The sequence below is a fragment of the Collinsella sp. AF28-5AC genome, assembly GCF_003457875.1.
Taxonomy (GTDB): domain Bacteria; phylum Actinomycetota; class Coriobacteriia; order Coriobacteriales; family Coriobacteriaceae; genus Collinsella.
The window spans coordinates 1-17,194 of sequence record NZ_QRTA01000007.1; the positions used below are offsets into that span (position 1 = coordinate 1).

The 17,194-nt window shown below is 60.4% G+C and carries 17 protein-coding genes; all 17 read right to left on the bottom strand.

From position 1 onward, the window contains the following. Positions 1–178 precede the first annotated feature (178 nt). Entirely contained in the window at positions 179–1,888 is a 1,710-nt protein-coding gene (locus DWZ01_RS06010) for a proline--tRNA ligase (protein WP_117770390.1), read from the bottom strand. A gap of 12 nt (positions 1,889–1,900) precedes the next feature. After that, positions 1,901–2,983: a flavodoxin-dependent (E)-4-hydroxy-3-methylbut-2-enyl-diphosphate synthase gene (ispG, locus tag DWZ01_RS06015; protein ID WP_117770360.1), complete on the bottom strand. Its 1,083-nt coding sequence runs from the start codon at positions 2,981–2,983 to the stop codon at positions 1,901–1,903. 13 nt (positions 2,984–2,996) lie between these two features. Continuing rightward, positions 2,997–4,358: an RIP metalloprotease gene (locus tag DWZ01_RS06020; protein WP_117770361.1), complete on the bottom strand. Its 1,362-nt coding sequence runs from the start codon at positions 4,356–4,358 to the stop codon at positions 2,997–2,999. Positions 4,359–4,383: 25 nt separating this feature from the next. Next, entirely contained in the window at positions 4,384–5,571 is a 1,188-nt protein-coding gene (gene dxr / locus DWZ01_RS06025; protein WP_117770362.1) for a 1-deoxy-D-xylulose-5-phosphate reductoisomerase, read from the bottom strand. Then, positions 5,571–6,470, bottom strand: a complete 900-nt coding sequence (locus tag DWZ01_RS06030) for a phosphatidate cytidylyltransferase (RefSeq protein ID WP_233504656.1) — start codon at positions 6,468–6,470, stop codon at positions 5,571–5,573. The genes dxr and DWZ01_RS06030 overlap by 1 nt, the downstream gene beginning before the upstream one ends. 2 nt (positions 6,471–6,472) lie before the next feature. After that, the gene (locus tag DWZ01_RS06035) at positions 6,473–7,267 is read right to left on the bottom strand and encodes an isoprenyl transferase (RefSeq protein WP_055309876.1); all 795 of its coding nucleotides are present in this window, start codon (positions 7,265–7,267) and stop codon (positions 6,473–6,475) included. A gap of 1 nt (position 7,268) precedes the next feature. After that, positions 7,269–7,805, bottom strand: a complete 537-nt coding sequence (gene frr, locus DWZ01_RS06040; protein WP_006236112.1) for a ribosome recycling factor — start codon at positions 7,803–7,805, stop codon at positions 7,269–7,271. Positions 7,806–7,807: 2 nt separating this feature from the next. Further along, positions 7,808–8,530: a UMP kinase gene (gene pyrH, locus DWZ01_RS06045; RefSeq protein ID WP_035138557.1), complete on the bottom strand. Its 723-nt coding sequence runs from the start codon at positions 8,528–8,530 to the stop codon at positions 7,808–7,810. A 117-nt stretch (positions 8,531–8,647) separates the two neighbouring features. Next, positions 8,648–9,517 carry a translation elongation factor Ts gene (gene tsf, locus DWZ01_RS06050; RefSeq protein WP_022094736.1) on the bottom strand — a complete coding sequence of 290 codons (870 nt, stop codon included), beginning with the start codon at positions 9,515–9,517 and terminating at the stop codon, positions 8,648–8,650. A gap of 45 nt (positions 9,518–9,562) precedes the next feature. Then, positions 9,563–10,291, bottom strand: coding sequence for a 30S ribosomal protein S2 (gene rpsB, locus DWZ01_RS06055; protein WP_006236109.1), 729 nt, complete (start codon positions 10,289–10,291; stop codon positions 9,563–9,565). 219 nt (positions 10,292–10,510) lie between these two features. Then, positions 10,511–11,431 carry a tyrosine recombinase gene (locus DWZ01_RS06060; RefSeq protein WP_117770363.1) on the bottom strand — a complete coding sequence of 307 codons (921 nt, stop codon included), beginning with the start codon at positions 11,429–11,431 and terminating at the stop codon, positions 10,511–10,513. Further along, positions 11,428–12,765 (bottom strand): methylenetetrahydrofolate--tRNA-(uracil(54)-C(5))-methyltransferase (FADH(2)-oxidizing) TrmFO, encoded by a 1,338-nt coding sequence (trmFO, locus tag DWZ01_RS06065; RefSeq protein ID WP_117770364.1) that lies wholly within the window; start codon positions 12,763–12,765, stop codon positions 11,428–11,430. Before trmFO ends, DWZ01_RS06060 begins: the two co-directional genes overlap by 4 nt. 14 nt (positions 12,766–12,779) lie before the next feature. Next, positions 12,780–13,715 (bottom strand): DNA-processing protein DprA, encoded by a 936-nt coding sequence (locus DWZ01_RS06070; protein ID WP_369832483.1) that lies wholly within the window; start codon positions 13,713–13,715, stop codon positions 12,780–12,782. After that, complete coding sequence (locus tag DWZ01_RS06075; RefSeq protein WP_055309873.1) at positions 13,712–15,235, bottom strand: YifB family Mg chelatase-like AAA ATPase; 1,524 nt, start codon at positions 15,233–15,235, stop codon at positions 13,712–13,714. The genes DWZ01_RS06070 and DWZ01_RS06075 overlap by 4 nt, the downstream gene beginning before the upstream one ends. Beyond that, entirely contained in the window at positions 15,235–15,720 is a 486-nt protein-coding gene (locus DWZ01_RS06080; RefSeq protein WP_055309872.1) for a YraN family protein, read from the bottom strand. The genes DWZ01_RS06075 and DWZ01_RS06080 overlap by 1 nt, the downstream gene beginning before the upstream one ends. A gap of 189 nt (positions 15,721–15,909) precedes the next feature. Further along, positions 15,910–16,698 carry a ribonuclease HII gene (locus DWZ01_RS06085; RefSeq protein ID WP_055309871.1) on the bottom strand — a complete coding sequence of 263 codons (789 nt, stop codon included), beginning with the start codon at positions 16,696–16,698 and terminating at the stop codon, positions 15,910–15,912. A gap of 93 nt (positions 16,699–16,791) precedes the next feature. Beyond that, complete coding sequence (rplS, locus tag DWZ01_RS06090; RefSeq protein WP_006236098.1) at positions 16,792–17,133, bottom strand: 50S ribosomal protein L19; 342 nt, start codon at positions 17,131–17,133, stop codon at positions 16,792–16,794. Between the last annotated feature and the right edge of the window lie 61 nt (positions 17,134–17,194).

Here is a 17,194-nt window from a genome sequence, read left to right on the forward strand (position 1 = left end):
ATGTGCGGCGTAGGCCGCTTATTAGCCCGTCCAAGAATTGGGGCGCAGTTCAGAATGGGCTGTGGGGTTTTCCTTTACCCGTCGAGCTAATTCACGCAACAAAAAGGACTGCTCCGCATCTCATCCTAAGAGAGATACGGAGCAGTCCTGCAATTACATCTAATAGCAGAAGCGTAGATTAGCGACGGGCAGCCTTCACAAGCTCGGCGACCTTGGCGACGACCTCGTCGATCGCCACATCCTCGCGCTCACCCGTGGCACGGTCCTTGAGCTCAACGGTGCCATTCTTAAGGCCACGCTTACCCAGAACGACCTGAAACGGGAAGCCCATAAGGTCGTTGTCGGCAAACTTAAAGCCGGGACGCTCGTCGCGGTCGTCGACGACAACCTCGATACCCTCGGCGCACAGGCCATCAACGATCTGCTCGCAGACGGTAGCGCACTCCTCCTTCTTGGGATCGAGCGGAATCACCGCGACCTCGTACGGGGCAACGGAGACCGGCCAGACGATACCGTGCTCGTCGTTGTGCTGCTCCACGACGGCAGCGAGCGAGCGGGACACACCAACGCCGTAGCAGCCCATGATGAGCGGCTTCTCCTTGCCGTCCTCGTCCATAAAGGTGGCACCCATGGCCTCGGAATACTTGGTGCCCAGCTGGAAGACCTGGGAGACCTCGATGCCGCGAGCAGCGGAGAGCGGCTTGCCGCAGTGCGGGCAGGGATCGCCGGCCACAACGGTTACCAGGTCGGCCCACTCGTCGACGGTAAAGTCGCGCTCGGGGCAGGCACCGGTAAAGTGATAGTCGACCTCGTTGGCGCCGCAGGCCCACTGCTTAGACTCACGCAGGCTCTCGTCACACACCAGGCGGATGCCCTCGGGCAAGTTAACCGGTCCGATAAAGCCCTTATGCAGACCATAAGTCTGGAGCTCCTCATCAGTCATCATTCGATAGCCCTTGCCAAAGACATGCTCGGCCTTGCAATCATTGAGCTCGTGGTCGCCCGGAACAATGGCCACGACTGGCTTGCCCTCGGCGTCAATGAGAGCCAAGGACTTGCGTGTACCGTTCTCGGGGAAGCCGAAGAACTTTGCAACGGCCTCGATGGTGCCCATGCCCGGAGTCTCGACCTTGGTAAGCGTACCGTCGCCAGGACCCTCGGTCACGACGACCTTGGTGCTTGCCGCCTCGTCATCGGCAGCAAAGCCGCAATCGTCGCAGTAGACCAGCGAAGCCTCGCCAGCGTCGGCCAAAGCCATGTACTCAACGGAGGTATCGCCACCGATCTCACCAGAGTCGGCAACAACAGGCAGGGCCTTGATGTAGCAGCGCTCGCAGATGTTAGCGTAGGCCTGCTTCATCTTGTCATACTCCTCCTGCAGGCTCTCCTGCGTGGCGGAGAAGCTGTAGGCGTCCTTCATGATGAACTCGCGACCGCGCATCAGGCCAAAGCGGGGACGGAACTCGTCGCGGAACTTGTCCTGAATGTGGTAAAGGTTGACAGGCAGCTGCTTATAGGAGCGCAGCTCGTTGCGCACCAAGGCCGTGACGGTCTCCTCGTGCGTGGGGCCCAGGACGAACTCGCGACCATGACGGTCGTCAAAGCGCACAAGCTCCTTACCATAGGCGTCGATGCGGCCGGACTCGCGCCACAACTCGGCGTCGACCATGATAGGCATCATAAGCTCCTGGGCGCCGGCGGCGTCCATCTCGTCGCGCACGATGTTCTCGATCTTGCGAATCGAGCGCCAAGCAAGCGGCAGGTAGGAATATAGACCGGCGGCCTCCTTGCGGATCATGCCGGCACGGAGCAGCAGACGGTGGCTGGCGAGCTCAGCGTCCGCCGGATCCTCTTTAAGCGTCGGCGCATAAAGCTTAGACATATACATTGCTCGGGTCATTTATTTCTCCTCAATAAGCTTGTCGACCTCGGCCATAAGCGCGTCGACAATTTGGTCCTCAGCTACTTTACCAATGATCTGGCCATGCGAAAAGAGCAAGGCCTGACCACGTCCGCAAGCAACGCCCAGATCGGCATCAGAAGCCTCGCCGGGGCCATTAACGGCACATCCCATCACAGCGATCGAAAGCGGCGCGGAGTAGTTCTTAAGCCGCTCGGTAACCTCCTCGGCAATGGGAATAAGGTTAACCTGGCAGCGGGCGCATGTGGGGCACGAGACAATCTCGGGGCCACGGCGACGCAGGCCCAACGACTGCAGAATACCCCAGGCAACCGGCGGCTCCTCAACCGGATTGGCTGTGAGCGACACACGCATGGTGTCGCCAATGCCTTCGGAAAGCAAGATACCCAAGCCTACAGAGCTCTTGATGGTGCCCTGGAGCTTGGTCCCCGCCTCCGTCACGCCCAGGTGAAGCGGAACGTGGGGAATCTCACGCGACAGGGCTCGATAGGTATCGAGCGTCGTCTGTACGCTATGGGCCTTGGCGGAAAGCACTATGTTGGTAAACCCACGATCCTCAAAGTGCCGCACAAAGCGCTCGCTCGACATCACGAGCTTTTCGGGCTGCGTGAGGTCATCGCGCTCGGCGATATCCTGCTCAAGCGAACCGGCATTGACGCCGATACGAATCGCACAGCCCGCAGCACCCGCAGCATCAATCACCGCGTCGACCTTAGCCCAATCGCCGATATTGCCGGGATTGATGCGGAGCTTGGCGGCACCGGCCTCCACAGCGCCAATGGCCAGCTTGTGGTTAAAGTGGATATCGGCAACGATTGGCACCGGAGACTCGGTACAGATGGTGCGGAAACCCTCAAGCGCGGCCTCAGTGGGCACGCTCACACGCACGATATCGCAGCCAGCCTGCGCCAACGCGCACACTTGCGCAAGTGTTGCCTGGGCATCAGCGGTATCGGTGCAGGTCATGGATTGGACCACCACCGGCGCACCGCCACCGATCTGCACACCGCCCACATGCACGGGGCGCGTCAAATCGCGAGGCAAAGGATGGGATAAAGACAATCCAAACACTCCCCTACAGAATAAATCGAAGGATGTCGGAACGAAGCATATAGACAAACAGCAGCGCAAAGAGCGCGATGCCCACATAGCTCACAATCGTCTGGACCTTGAACGGAAGCTCGCGGCCAGCAATCTTTTGAATGATCTCGATGACCAGCTTGCCGCCATCGAGTGGTGGGATGGGCAGCAGGTTCATAAAGCCAAGCGAGAACGAAATGAGGGCGGCAAACGAAAGGAACGTGGCAGGGCCGGCAGCAGCAGCCTGTGAAGACATAACGCTAATGCCCACAATCGAAGAAGACTGATCGAGAATCTCCATCGTATGCTGCGGCTGGAGCAGGCGCATCACGCCCTCCGCTGTCTGCACGACATAGGAGAACGAAAGGCGAGCCGACGTGATGGGGTCTAAACGGACCACCTGCGTAGAGGCATACACACCTAGGCGCTCGTCCTCTTTGAGCGCAACCGAGGTCGAATGCTGCTTGCCGTCGCGCTCATACTCAATGGCGATATCGTCCTTACCGGCGGCCTTGCCGATAGCATCGTAAACGTCCATCCAGGTAGAGCACGATACTCCGTCAACCGAAAGGATCGCGTCGCCGCCCTCGATACCCGCCTTGGCGGCAATAGACCCCTCGTCAACCTGACCAATCACGTTGGTATCCATCGGCACGGTGACACCCGCAATAGAGTAGATGCTCATAAGCAGCAAAAAGCCCGTCAGGATATTGACGAGAATGCCCGCGAGCAGCATAAAGGCGCGCTTGAGAAAACCCTGGCCCAGATAAGTGTGCGAGCGCTCTTGCGCCAAGAAATCAGCCTCGCCGCACGGCAGCTCCCACACATCGCCCTCGGTAGTCGCATGTTCTCGATCGAAACGGCGGCCGTCAAAGGTGGTGTAACCCGCCGCGTCTCGCGGCAGCGTCTGATACTTGGTGGGATAGTAGCTCGGCGAGGGCTTCTCCCCTTCCTCATACCAAGGCGCGATAGAGCCCCAACCCAAGAGCAAGGCGCATGCCTCGAGCACAACCTCCTCGGATAGCTCGAGCTCGACAGCAAGGTCGGCCACGGTCACGCGACCATGACGATAGATAGCCGCGAGCACGCGATCGGCGCAGGAGACGTCGGTCGGATCCATACCGCAGATGGCAGCGTAGCCACCCAGCAGCAGCGGGGTCACGCCAAACTTGGTTCCAATGCGACGCGACGTGTAATGGATGTCAAAGCGGCACGGCAGGCCCAAAAAGAACTCGGTCACACGGACGCCGCAGGCACGCGCCGCCAAAAAGTGGCCGCCCTCGTGCAAAAACACGAGGACGGAAAGCATCAGCAGGCCCCAAAAGACCGATGAGAGAACGCTCAGAACAGTATCCATAAAACGAAAAAGCAATCCTTATGGGTTAGGAACGGGTTGCGGCGAGCACCTGCGCAGCCTTTTCACGCGCCCACGCATCGATGTCGCGAAGCTGCTCAAACGAATCGACCGCCTGCATATCGTGGGCATCCATGCAGGATTCTACAATGCGATCGATATCGGTAAAGCTGCAGCCATCGTGCAGGAAGGCATCGACAGCGACCTCGTTGGCGGCATTGAGCACGCACGGCATGGTGCCACCCGTCTTGCCGGCACGCTCGGCCAGTGCCAGACAGCGGAAGGTATCCATGTCGGCAGCATCAAACGTGAGCTGCCCCAGCTCGCGGAAATCGATACGAGGCGCCGGGGTATCCCAACGCTCGGGATACGAGAACGCGAACTGGATGGGAATACGCATGTCGGAAGCACCGAGATGCGCCATCACGGAGCCGTCGGCGAACTCGACCATAGAGTGAATCTTGGACTGACGCTGCACGACCACGTTAATGAAATCGAGGCCGCAGTTAAACAGATGCATGGCCTCAATGCGCTCCAGGCCCTTGTTCATGAGGGTAGCGGAGTCGATGGTGATCTTGGCGCCCATGGCCCACGTGGGATGTGCGAGGGCATCGGCACGCGTCACGCGATTGAGCTCGTCGCGCGTGCGGCCAAAGAACGGACCGCCCGAGCAGGTGAGCCAAATACAATGAGCCTCGCGCGGGTCCTCCCCCAGATAGCACTGGTAGATGGCGGAGTGCTCAGAGTCGACTGGAATAAGCTGGCCCGGTTGCGCCAACGGCATAAGCAAGTCGCCACCGACGACGAGGGACTCCTTGTTGGCAAGGGCAAGGCGCTTATTCGAGGTCAAGGCCGCATGGCTCGCCTCGAGACCGGCGGCGCCCACAATAGCAACGAGCACGCAGTCGACATCGTCGCGACGCGCGAGCTCGCAAACCGCCTGCGCGCCAACGCCGAGCTTCGTTCCCTCGGGCAACTCCTGCAGCACGGCGTCATCGCCATGAGCGACATCGGCCACGGCAACCGCCGGAACCGAGAACTCGCGGGCAGCGGCAACGAGCTCGGAGGTACTGGAGTTAACGGATAGCGCCGTCACCTGCAGGCGATCGGCATGCTGGCGGCACACATCGAGCGCCTGGGTGCCGATAGAGCCCGTACAACCCAGGATGGCAACACGGAGACGTCCATCGGGGCCATACGTCGTCTGGAAGGACATTACAGCACGCCTCCGATCATCAAAAGCAGCTGCGCGGTAATGCAGCCAAAGATAAGCGAATCGCTACGATCGAGCATGCCGCCGTGGCCCGGGATAAGGTTACCGGAATCCTTAACGCCCACACCGCGCTTGATGCGCGACTCGATGAGGTCTCCGATAACGCCCAGGACGGACACGACCACGCCGCACAGCAGCGCATAGGGCAGGCTGAGCTTGTAGAAGTGCGTCGCCCACAGGATGAGCCAAATCAAAACCGAGCCCAGGATGCCGCCGACAAACCCCTCCCAGCTCTTTTTGGGAGAGATCTTGGGAACCATCTTGTGCTTGCCGATACGGCTACCCACGATGTAGGCAAACGAATCGGAGACCCAAAGGGACGCGCAAACGCCCACCGAAAGCAGGGCGCCGGCAAAACCGGGCACGGCATCGCGCAGCAGCACGATAGCCGACAGCATAAAGCCAGTGTAGATGGGACCCATGAGCGTCACGGCCACATCAGAGATGCGGGTACGCGGCGACCAAACATACCAAATGCCCACAGCGAGCATCAGGGCAAAAAGCAGGGCATTCAGCAACATCGAATCGCCCAACGCCGACAGCGGAAAGAGTACGGCGGCAGCGATACCCATGCGCTCGTTAGCCATCTTGCCATCGAGCCTCGTCATACGGAAAAACTCATAGCAGCACAGACCGCTCATGACAGAAACAAAGATGGCCGTGGGCACAATACCCAAAACCAGGCACAGGATAAAGACAACGGCATAGACGATACCGGCGGCGGCACGGGTGATAAAGCCGGCAAGCCACGAACCGGTGCCATTCTTCGCTGCGGGCGCTCCCGCAGCGACAGCCTTGCGCTCAGATGTCTTGGGAGCAATTGCCTTGGGACGATCGGACACGATTAAGCCTCCTCGGTCTTGCTCAGACCACCAAACCTACGGTCACGGCCCTGATAGGCCAAAATGGCGTCGACAAGGCCCCAACGATCAAAGTCGGGCCAATAGGTATCGGTGACGTAGAATTCGGAATAAGCCACCTGCCACAGCAGATAGTTCGAAAGGCGCAGCTCACCAGAAGTGCGAATCACAAGCTCAGGATCGGGAAGGCCAGCGGTATAGAGGTGGGAAGCCACCATGTCGTCATCAATTGCGCCAGGATCGATCTTACCGGCGGCAGCGTCGAGTGCGATCTGACGGACAGCGCGGGTAATCTCGGCACGCGCGCCGTAGTTGACGGCAAGCGCCAGCGTCATGCCGGTGTGATTGGCGCACTCGGCAAGACCTCGCTCAAAGACATCGCGGGTCTTCTTAGGCAGTGCGGAAATATCGCCCAAAAAGACAACGCGAACGTTTTCGCGCTTAAGCAGCGGCAACTCATCGATAAACGTCTTGGCAAACAAATGCATCAAAACGTTGACCTCGTGCTGCGGACGATTCCAGTTTTCGGTGGAAAACGCATAGGCCGAAAGGACGTCGACACCCAAGCGCACGCATGCGGTAATGATCTCGCGCAGGGAGACGATACCCGCCTTGTGGCCCTCGGTGCGTGCAAGACCGCGCGACGTGGCCCAACGACCGTTACCGTCCATGATGCACGAGATATGGTGCGGAATGTTATTAAGGTCAAGGTCGGAAAAACCGACGCCCGCAGGGGCGTCGGCAAAGTACTCGACCAGTTTATGCTCGTCGTATTGCACCTTAGATCTCCATGACCTCGGCTTCTTTTTCCTTCAGAAGCTCCTCGACCTTGGCGACATACTCATCAGTGTGCTTCTGGACCTTGGCCTGCTCGCGACGGACATCGTCCTCGGTGAGCTCCTCATCGCGCTCGAGCTTGTTGTTGAAGTCGCGACGGATGTTACGGATAGACACCTTGGCCTGCTCGGCGTACTCGCGGCACTCCTTGACGAGCTCGCGACGGCGCTCCTCAGTGGGAGCCGGGAACGGAAGACGAACGACGGTGCCATCGGAGTTGGGGGTAATACCCAGATCGGAAGCGCCGATGGCCTTGACGATAGCATTGATGAGTGCCTTGTCCCACGGCTCGATGAGCAGCATGTGGGCCTCGGGGGTCTTGACGGCGGCAACCTGCGTGACCGGCGTGGGAACACCGTAATAATCGACGGTGATGTCGGACAGAATGTTGGCATTGGCACGGCCGGTACGGACCTTGGAGAAGTTATGCTTGAGGGACTCGAGCGACTTGTCCATATGGGCGGTGATGTTCTCTGCCATGCTTAATCCTCCTGATAGACGAGCGTGCCGACGGGCTCACCCGAAAGCGCGCGCTTGACGGTGTCCTCGCCATCGATGTTGAGGACCAAAATCGGCATACGGTTATCCTGGCACAGTGCCGTAGCCGTGGAATCCATAACCTGCAGACCGCGGACAAGAACCTCGTGGTAGGTAATCTTGTCAAAACGGACAGCATCGGCGCACTTGACGGGATCTTTGTCGTAGATGCCGTCAACCTTGGTGGCTTTAATCAGAATCTCGGCGCCGATCTCGCACGCACGAAGAGCCGCGGCGGTGTCGGTCGTAAAGTACGGATTGCCCGAACCGGCAGCAAAAATAACGACGTTGCCCTTGGAAAGGTGGTTGATGGCGCGACGACGAATATAGGGCTCGCAGATCTCGTTCATCTGGATAGCGCTCATCACGCGGCAGGGAACATCGTTGTGCTCGAAGGCATCCTGCAGGGCGAGCGCGTTCATAACGGTCGCGAGCATGCCCATATAATCGGCCTGAGCACGCTCCATGCCACCGGCAGCGCCGGCCATGCCGCGGAAAATATTGCCGCCGCCGACAACGACGCCGACCTCATGGCCAACGGCTAGCAGCTCCTTGACCTGCTTGGCAAGATGGTCGGTAACCTTGGGGTCGATGCCATATTGGCCGTCGCCCATCAGTGCTTCGCCGGAAAGCTTAAGAAGCACGCGTTTATATCGGATGTCGGACAAAGCGATCCTCCTTTAATTAGACTCTCAATATGATATCAAAGGCTCTGATAAGAGCCATGAAAAAGCAGGCTGTGAGTAAAACCCACAGCCTGCTCATTACCAGCTACAAGAGCTTATTTACTCGCCACGGACCAGACGGTCAAAGGCAACGACGGTAATGGTGTCGCCGAGCTCCTTGGAGACCTGCTCAGCGTACTTCTTGATGGTGAGGGAGCTGTCCTTGATGAACTCCTGCTCGGTGAGCACGGACTGCTTGTAGAACTTCTCCAGACGGCCGACAGCCATCTTCTCCTGGATAGCCTCGGGCTTGCCGGACTCGGCAGCCTGGGCCATGTAGATCTGCTTCTCGTGCTCGACGGTCTCGGCCGGAACCTGATCGCGGGTAGCGCAGATCGGGGCGACGGCAGCAACCTGAAGGGCAACGTCGTGAGCGAAGGTCTTGAAGGACTCAGCCTGAGCGGTCTCGGCCTTCTCGAAGGCGAACTCGACGAGGACGCCGATCTTACCACCCATGTGGATGTAAGAAGCGAGCGCGCCGTTCTCGGCCTTGCGGGCAGCGAAGCGGGAGATCTTCATGTTCTCGCCCATGATGTGAATCATCTCGGTGAGCTCGGAGGAAACGGTCTCCTCGCCCATCGGCTTCTCGAGCAGAGCGTCGACGTCAGCAGGCTCGGTGGTAGCGACAACCTCAGCGACCTTGGAAGCAAAGCCGGTGAACTTGGCGTTGGAGCCAACGAAGTCGGTCTCGCAGGAGAGCTCGAGCAGAGCGCCGGTCTTGCCATCCTCGGAGACGAACGCGGCGACAGCGCCCTCGTTGGTCTCACGGCCAGCCTTCTTGGCAGCCTTGGCAAGGCCGTTCTTACGCAGAACGTCGACAGCGGCGTCCATGTCGCCGTCAGCCTCGACGAGAGCCTTCTTGCACTCCATCATCGGGGAGTCGGTCATCTCGCGGAGCTGCTTGACCATAGCGGCGGTAATCTGGGCCATTGTGGTTCCTTTCAAAGAGATGAAAAAGAATTAACTAAGACTGATTTACTCGGCCTTGGGCTCAGCGGCCATCTCGGCCTCGGAGACCTGCTCCTTGCCGGAGCCAGCGAGGCAGGCGTCAGCCATGAGCTCGCACATAAGGGTGACAGCGGAGATAGCGTCATCGTTGCAGGGGATGCCGTACTCGACCTCGTCGGGATCGGAGTTGGTGTCGATCAGGGCGACGACGGGGATGTTCAGGCGCTGAGCCTCCTTGATGGCGTTCTCCTCGCGCTTGGTGTCGATGACGAAGAGAGCCTGGGGCAGACCCTTCATGTCGCGGGCGCCACCGAGGTTGGTCTGGAGCTTGGTGAGCTCCTTGCCGAGAACAGCCTGCTCCTTCTTGGGCAGAACAGCCATGCGGCCGTCCTCGACCATGGCCTCGAGCTCCTCCATGCGGTTGATGCGGGAGCGGATGGTGACGAAGTTGGTCAGCATACCGCCGAGCCAACGCTGGTTGATGTAAGGCATGTTGGCGCGCTCAGCAGCGTTCTTGACGGCCTCCTGAGCCTGCTTCTTGGTGCCGACGAACAGCACGTTGCCGCCCTTAGCGACGTTCTTGACGAATGTATAGGCCTGGTCGGCGTCGAGGATGGTCTGCTTGAGGTCGAGGATGTAGATGCCGTTGCGCTCACCAAAGATGAACGGCTTCATCTTGGGGTTCCAGCGACGGGTCTGGTGACCGAAGTGGCAGCCGGCCTCGAGCAGGGTGCGGATATTAATCTTGGTAGCCATGTTAAACCTCCTGTGGTTTGCCTCCGCGCGGGGTCATCCTCCAAAACCAACCCGGACATGTGCTACCAAAGCCCGGGCACCACGGTATGAAGTAGCCGCGCGTGCGTGATAAAAACATGTTGCCGTGAAGCAACCCGATGAATGATAGCAGGAATGCTTCTTTCTGCCAACCCGCAATCAAAACCACACACCTGAGTGCGGCGCGGGACGTCCCAGCCACTATTCGCCGCGGGGATGGGCTTGAGCCACGGCACGCTTGAGCCGATCGGGCGTGAGATGCGTGTAGATTTGCGTCGTGGACAGGCTCGCATGACCCAGCAGCTCTTGAACCGAGCGCAGGTCCGCACCGCCCTCAAGCAAGTCGGTCGCAAAGGTATGGCGCATCGCATGCGGGGCGATGTCGGCCGGAATGCCGGCGAGCGTCGCCAGCGTATGGAACCGCCGCCGGAGCATGGCGGCGCTCATGCGATTGCCACGCGCCGATATAAGCAGCGGATGCGGCCCAGTAGCGAGGTCGCGGCGCTTTGCCTGAGCGAGCAACTCCGGCCTCCCCTCCTCAATATAGAGACGCGTCACATCGAGCGCACGACGATACAGAGGGACGATACGCTCCTTGCTCCCCTTGCCCCAAAGTCGCAGCGTTCGCTCGGACCAACCAATAGACTCCACGTTGAGCGCCGCGAGCTCCGAGATTCGCGCGCCGGAGGCATAGAGCAACTCAAGCATCGCCGCATCGCGCAGTCCCGCGGGCGTCGAGGTATCAGGCGTCTTGAGCAGCGCCTCAACCTGCTGGGTCGTAAGGACACCCGGCAGGTCACGCGGCAGCCTGGGCGATGCGATCGCCGAGACCGCATCGCCCTCGACAATCCCCTCGGCAGCCATCCAGCGATAGAGAGATCGAATAGCCGACAGGTGCGCCGCAAGCGTTCGGGGAGCCACCTGCTCACGCGAAAGCTCGGCAAGATAGCGACGAATGGTGCGCACGTCGGCAGCGAAAGCATCGATATCCTCGCGCTCGCACCAGGCAGCGAAGCGCTCCAGCCTCGAGCCATAGGCCGTCACCGTGTTGGGAGAAAGTCCCTCGACGCGTGCGATATAGGCGATAAACGAGTCGACGGTGTCGTACAGGTCAAAGGCTATGACCGGTCGCCTCCAAACAAGTCGGAACGCGTGGCCAAGTAGGCATCGAGGGCCTCGAGCGCACGGTCCGCATAGGCCTGGTAGCGGTCGCGCTTGCTGCGGCGCTTACCATCCTCGAGTGGCGGCACCAGGCCAAAGTTGACATGCATGGGCTGATAGCCCACGGTGGCAGGATCGGTCGCATAGCCCACGAGCGCACCTAGGGCGCCCACACGCGGCAACTCGACGCCCGCGGCACCGATAGCCTCGGCATAGGTGTTGAGCGCCGCGAGAAGACCGGTCGCCACGGCTTCCATGTACCCCTCGGTGCCGGTGATCTGACCGGCCAGGCGCACACCGGTACCGGGCACGGCAAAGGTGCCATCGAGCACATGCGGGGCGTCGACAAAGGTATTGCGGTGCATGACACCGTAGCGGAAGAACTCAGCGTTCTCCAGGCCCGGCACCATATGGAAGACGCGCTTCTGCTCGCCAAAGGTCAAGTTGGTCTGGAAGCCAACCAGGTTATAGGCGGTCTTCTCCTTGTTCTCGGCACGCAGCTGAATTGCCGCCCAGGGGCGACGTCCGGTACGCGGGTCGGTGAGGCCGACGGGCTTCATGGCGCCAAAGCGAATGGCGTCCTTGCCGGTGCGCGCAACTTCCTCGGCAGGCTGGCAGGCCTGGAACAGATCGCCGCCCTCAAAGTCTTTGAGCACCACGCGGTCGGCCGTGGTAAGCGCCTCGATAAAGGCCTCGTACTCTTCCTTATTGAGCGGAGCGTTGAGATAGTCGCCGCTCCCCTGCTCCTCGTAGCGCGACTGCGAGAACAGCACGTCCATATCGAGCGTGGAGGCATCGACGATCGGCGCCGCGGCATCGAAAAACGCAAGGGCGTCGCCGCCGACGAGCTTCATGACCTCTTCGCTCAGCGCCGGTGAACACAGCGGGCCCGCGGCAATGACCACCTGGCCCTCGGGAATCTGCGTGACCTCGCCGTGCACGACCTCGATATTGGGACGAGCGGCAACCTCGGCCTCGACAAGCTCGGAAAACTTGACGCGGTCGACCGCCAAGGCGCCACCGGCGGGAACAGCCGCGCGATGGGCGCAATCGAGCAGGACTGAACCCATGCGCTCAAGCTCGGCCTTCAGCAAACCAGCCGCGGAATCCGGACGGGTCGACTTAAACGAATTGGAGCAGACGAGCTCTGCCAGGTGATCGGTATGGTGGGCCGGGGAGCTCACCTGGGGGCGCATCTCGCACAGCTTTACGGCAAACCCGCGATCTGCCAGCTGGATCGCGCACTCCGAACCCGCCAGACCGCCACCGATAACTGTCACCTGATCGAACTGCATCTGCAAACACCTTTCTAATTGACACGTTTTCCATTGTGACCGAAGGGCGTCTGGGCGTGAAGGGCAAACTTGGAGGGCGCATACCTTCCATCCATCATGCGCTCGATAAGGCCCTCGAGTTCAAGCGAACCCAAGAGTTTGAGTACGCCAACTGCATCGAGCGAGACGAGCGCCGCGATGTCGTCGACCTTGAGCGGAGATGCGATGAGCGCATGCATCACGGTCTGCTGCGTTGGATCCAGGTCGGCAATGCCGGGAGCATCGGGGCGCGAGTAGCGCAGGGTTCCGTAGATGCGTGAGATAGCCATCTCGATAGATTCCTCGTCGATGATGCAGCAGGCACCGTTCGCAATGAGGTAATTCGTGCCACGCGACTCGGGCGATAGGATCGACCCCGGCACGGCAAGAAGTTCGCGCCCCAAATCCATAGCAGCCTCGGCTGTAGAAAACGTCCCAGAAGGCATACCCGCCTCGGATACAAAGAGGGCTTGCGACAGGGCCGCGATCACGCGATTGCGGCGCGGAAAGGCGAACTTGCGCGGACCCATGCCCCACGGAGAGATCGACACGACCGCGCCACCCGTATCGAGCGTGCGAGTAATAAGCCCCGCGCTCGAACGCGGGTAGACCACGTCGGCGCCCGTCCCCAGCACCACGACGTGTTTGCCGCCGGCGTTGACCGCAGCCCAACCCGAGGCCTGGTCACAACCGACCGCGCCGCCCGAAACTACCGTCACTCCCGCCTCGACCGCCACCTTTGCCGCAAGCTCTGCCACGGCAAGACCATACGGCGAGGCCTTACGCGCGCCGATGATGGAGAGCGCGGGCGTCGAAAGCACCTCGGGGTTGCCACACACATAGAGCGTCTGGGGTACATCAGAAAGCTCCAAAACGGTCTCGGGATACAATGCATCACCTGGATGCAGCTCAAAGGTCCCCTCGGCCATCATTGGTCCCTCCTTCCCTGGTACATCGCCGCCTCGAGCACGTGGTCCTGCGTCACTTGCTCGCTCTCGGCGACGTCAGCGATTGTACGCGCGATACGCACCAGGCGTACGATGCCGCGGCCCGTGAGATGCGTGCGTTTGGATAGGCCGAGTACGCATTTCTCGGCAGCATCATCGAGCTCGAAGGTCGAAACGACGCCGTCAATGGACCGCGTCTCGTCATCCTCGGCCTCGGCATCCGCATCGTCCATACGGGACTCGCGCCAAGCGCGAAAAGCGCGACCGCGCACAACGTAGTCACGTAACTCGGCCGACGACATACCCTCTGCGCCCTCGATAATCACTTGAGGGTCGGGACGGGTCACATCGATCATCATGTCGATACGGTCGGCCAAAGGACCGCGCAGTTTAGACCGATAGCGCTCGACCATCGCCGCCGAGCAGCGACACGGTACCTCGCGATCGCCCAAAAAGCCGCAGGGGCAGGGATTGCTCGCAGCCAGCAGCTGAAAGCGCGACGGGAAGGTAAAAGCCCCATCGACGCGTACGATCCTCACGTAGCCGCGCTCGATAGGCTGTCTGAGCGTCTGCAGTACACCCGTGGGAAACTCGGCAAGCTCGTCCAAAAAGAGCACGCCGCCATGAGCAAGGCTGATCTCACCCGGGTGCACCGGGCGCCCGCCGCCGATAAGGCCTGCGGTCGAAATACTGTGGTGGGGACTGCGGAAGGGGCGGTGCCCCGCCAACAAGCCATCAATGTTCTCACCCAAAACCGAATGGATGCACAGTGCCTCCTGCTGATCCTCAACGGAAAGCTCGGGCAGGATGCCGGTCATACGGCGTGCGAGCATCGTCTTGCCCGATCCCGGAGACCCGATCATGAGCAAGCCGAGTTCTCCTGCCGCCGCAAGCGCCATGCCGCGTTTAGCGACTTCCTGCCCCAGCACGTCGGCATAGTCGAGCTCAGGCTCAAAGGTCGCTTCGACGCCCTCGGAATCCAAGTAGTGCCGCGCGGCATCGCCCATACCATGAGCAAGCTGAGACAAATGATCGATGAATCCGCAATCCACGCCCGCGAGTGGCACATGCTGGTCTGACCTGCCGGCGATAAAGGACAGCCCCAAATCACGCGCCAATAACTGAAACGCCACCTCGCCCTTGACAGGAAGCACCGTACCGTCCAAGCCAAGCTCACCAGCGATAAGACAACGATCGAGGTTGTCGCGGGGAATCTGCCCATCGGCCGCCAATACCGCGATGGCGATGGGCAGATCAAAGCCGCTACCGGTCTTGCGGATATCGCCGGGCGCCAGATTGACCGTAATGCCCGAGCGCGGGATCTCGAACCCGGCGGAGCGCATCGCGCAGCGAATACGACCGCGCGACTCCATCACCTCCATACTCGGTATGCCGAGCATCTGGATGCCCGGAACGCCGCCGGCAAGCGAGACCTCGACCGTGACGGGAATCGCCTCGACGCCGCGGATGCAGGCCGCGTGAACGGCAAACGTCTCGAACGCCATCACGACACCTGCCAATCGAACGCGTTGTACTGGTGCTCGATCTCGGCGATATGCCCGCCGCGAATGGTAACGCCCACGGCATCGAAGCGAATCGCCTTGAGCGGATAATGCTCCATGAGATAGCAACTTGCGATGCGGCGGTAGCGACGTTGCTTTTGGGCGTCCACGGCCTCCTCGGGAAAGACCCGCGTGCTGCAATCCAGCGCAACGCGTCTGGTCTTGACCTCGGCCATCACCACGACATCGTCGAGCTCATCGAGCAGCACCAGGTCGGCCTCGCCCTCGGTGCAACGATAACCCTGCTCCAGCAAGGTGTAGCCGCGCTCGTTAAAGTAGTCGATGGTGATCAGCTCGCCCAGCATGCCCAGCTCGCGAGGACTGAGTCCCTTGATAAACTCGGGCGTCATCGCCCCGCAGTCGAGCTTGCCGTTTTCCCAACACTCCTTGAGCTGCTGCGTCTTACTCTTTTTGCTTGCGGCACTCATGGGGTCTCCTTTCCCGCACACTGCATTGCCCCGATGATGAGAGCACCTTTCATGCGGGTAAGTACCGGAAGCAAACCAAAAGCTGACCAAATGCCGTCAAAAAACGGGCCGTACGCAGCAATGGTGTTGCATACGGCCCGCTACCAGCAGGTTTATAAAACCCCAGAGGTCCCTGTCTCCACAATTGACCTAGAAAAGGCGCTCAGTCTGCAGAAAGTTTCCGCAAAAGCTCACGCGGTGCAGCGGACAAAGTCCATGTTTGCGAATGGCCTCGATGTGCTCGGGGCTCGCATAGCCCTTCGACTCGGCCAGATGGTACTCGGGGTACTCGGCGTCGTACTCGACCATCATCTCGTCACGCGTGACCTTGGCCATGATGGACGCCGCGGCGATACAGGCGATCTTGGCATCGCCCTTCACCACGTCGCGCTCATTGGGAACGGCGCCCAAGGGGTTGCCATCCATGAGGACGCAGTCGGGTTCAAGTCCCGTATCGGCCACGGCGCCCGCGACGGCAACGCGGATGGCGCGGGCCATACCCATCTCATCGATATCCTTAGGCGCGATATGGCAAAAACCAATCGCCGTCGCCACCTCGGCAATCTTCACAGAGAGCAGCTCGCGGCGCGCCGGCGTGAGCTTTTTGGAATCGTTGATGCCCCAGACGCGCGGCTCCATGGGAAGGCACACGGCACACACGGTTAAGGGACCCGCTACCGAGCCACGGCCCACCTCGTCGACACCAACGACCACCCCATCGCCGCCAAGCTCATGCATAAGCTCGTACATGCCATTGACGCGCTCGCGCTCGGCAACCTCTTTGGAATGGCGTTTGAGGGCGCGTTCACAAGCCTTGATCACCTGCTGGCGCGGGTCCTCGCGATAATGCTCCACGAGGGCGGGGATCTCCTCAAACGTTGCGCTCGCCAGCTCTCCGGCAACCTGCGATGCCGAAACCGAGCTCGTCATATTGGCCATACCAGGCCCTCCTTGCATGCAAATCAGATAAAAAGAAGGGCCACCCGAAGGTGACCCTTACGTCCAAACGAGTGGACAGACGCTGCGATCTTCTTAGCGCTTCTCGGGGATGCGAGCAGCCTTGCCCACCTTGTCGCGGAGGTAGTACAGCTTGGCGCGACGGACGCGACCGTGACGAACGACCTCGAGCTTGGCGATCTTGGGGCTGTGAAGCGGGAAGGTACGCTCAACACCGACACCGAAGGACATCTTGCGGACGGTGAAGGTCTCGCGGGCACCGGCGCCGGCCATGCGGATGACGTCGCCCTGGAAGACCTGGATGCGCTCGCGGTCGCCTTCCTTAATGCGGTAGTGAACCTTGACGTTGTCGGCGACGCGAACCTGAGGAATGTCCTCGCGGATCTGCTGACGCTCGATTGCGCGGATGTAATCCATGTGCAATTCCTTACTCTTCTAGAGGTGCCGTACCACTCTGGCCGGCACGTAGTTGAACAAA

Bases quoted from the DNA above. Each gene is read 5' to 3' on its own strand.
- frr (WP_006236112.1), bottom strand. From the start codon at position 7,805: ATGGCAGAGAACATCACCGCCCATATGGACAAGTCGCTCGAGTCCCTC.
- DWZ01_RS06010 (WP_117770390.1), bottom strand. From the start codon at position 1,888: ATGTATATGTCTAAGCTTTATGCGCCGACGCTTAAAGAGGATCCGGCG.
- dxr (WP_117770362.1), bottom strand. From the start codon at position 5,571: ATGTCCTTCCAGACGACGTATGGCCCCGATGGACGTCTCCGTGTTGCC.
- DWZ01_RS06075 (WP_055309873.1), bottom strand. From the start codon at position 15,235: ATGGCGTTCGAGACGTTTGCCGTTCACGCGGCCTGCATCCGCGGCGTC.
- tsf (WP_022094736.1), bottom strand. From the start codon at position 9,517: ATGGCCCAGATTACCGCCGCTATGGTCAAGCAGCTCCGCGAGATGACC.
- DWZ01_RS06070 (WP_369832483.1), bottom strand. From the start codon at position 13,715: ATGATGGCCGAGGGGACCTTTGAGCTGCATCCAGGTGATGCATTGTAT.
- rpsB (WP_006236109.1), bottom strand. From the start codon at position 10,291: ATGGCTACCAAGATTAATATCCGCACCCTGCTCGAGGCCGGCTGCCAC.
- DWZ01_RS06020 (WP_117770361.1), bottom strand. From the start codon at position 4,358: ATGGATACTGTTCTGAGCGTTCTCTCATCGGTCTTTTGGGGCCTGCTG.
- DWZ01_RS06085 (WP_055309871.1), bottom strand. From the start codon at position 16,698: ATGGCCAATATGACGAGCTCGGTTTCGGCATCGCAGGTTGCCGGAGAG.
- rplS (WP_006236098.1), bottom strand. From the start codon at position 17,133: ATGGATTACATCCGCGCAATCGAGCGTCAGCAGATCCGCGAGGACATT.
- trmFO (WP_117770364.1), bottom strand. From the start codon at position 12,765: ATGCAGTTCGATCAGGTGACAGTTATCGGTGGCGGTCTGGCGGGTTCG.
- DWZ01_RS06080 (WP_055309872.1), bottom strand. From the start codon at position 15,720: ATGAGTGCCGCAAGCAAAAAGAGTAAGACGCAGCAGCTCAAGGAGTGT.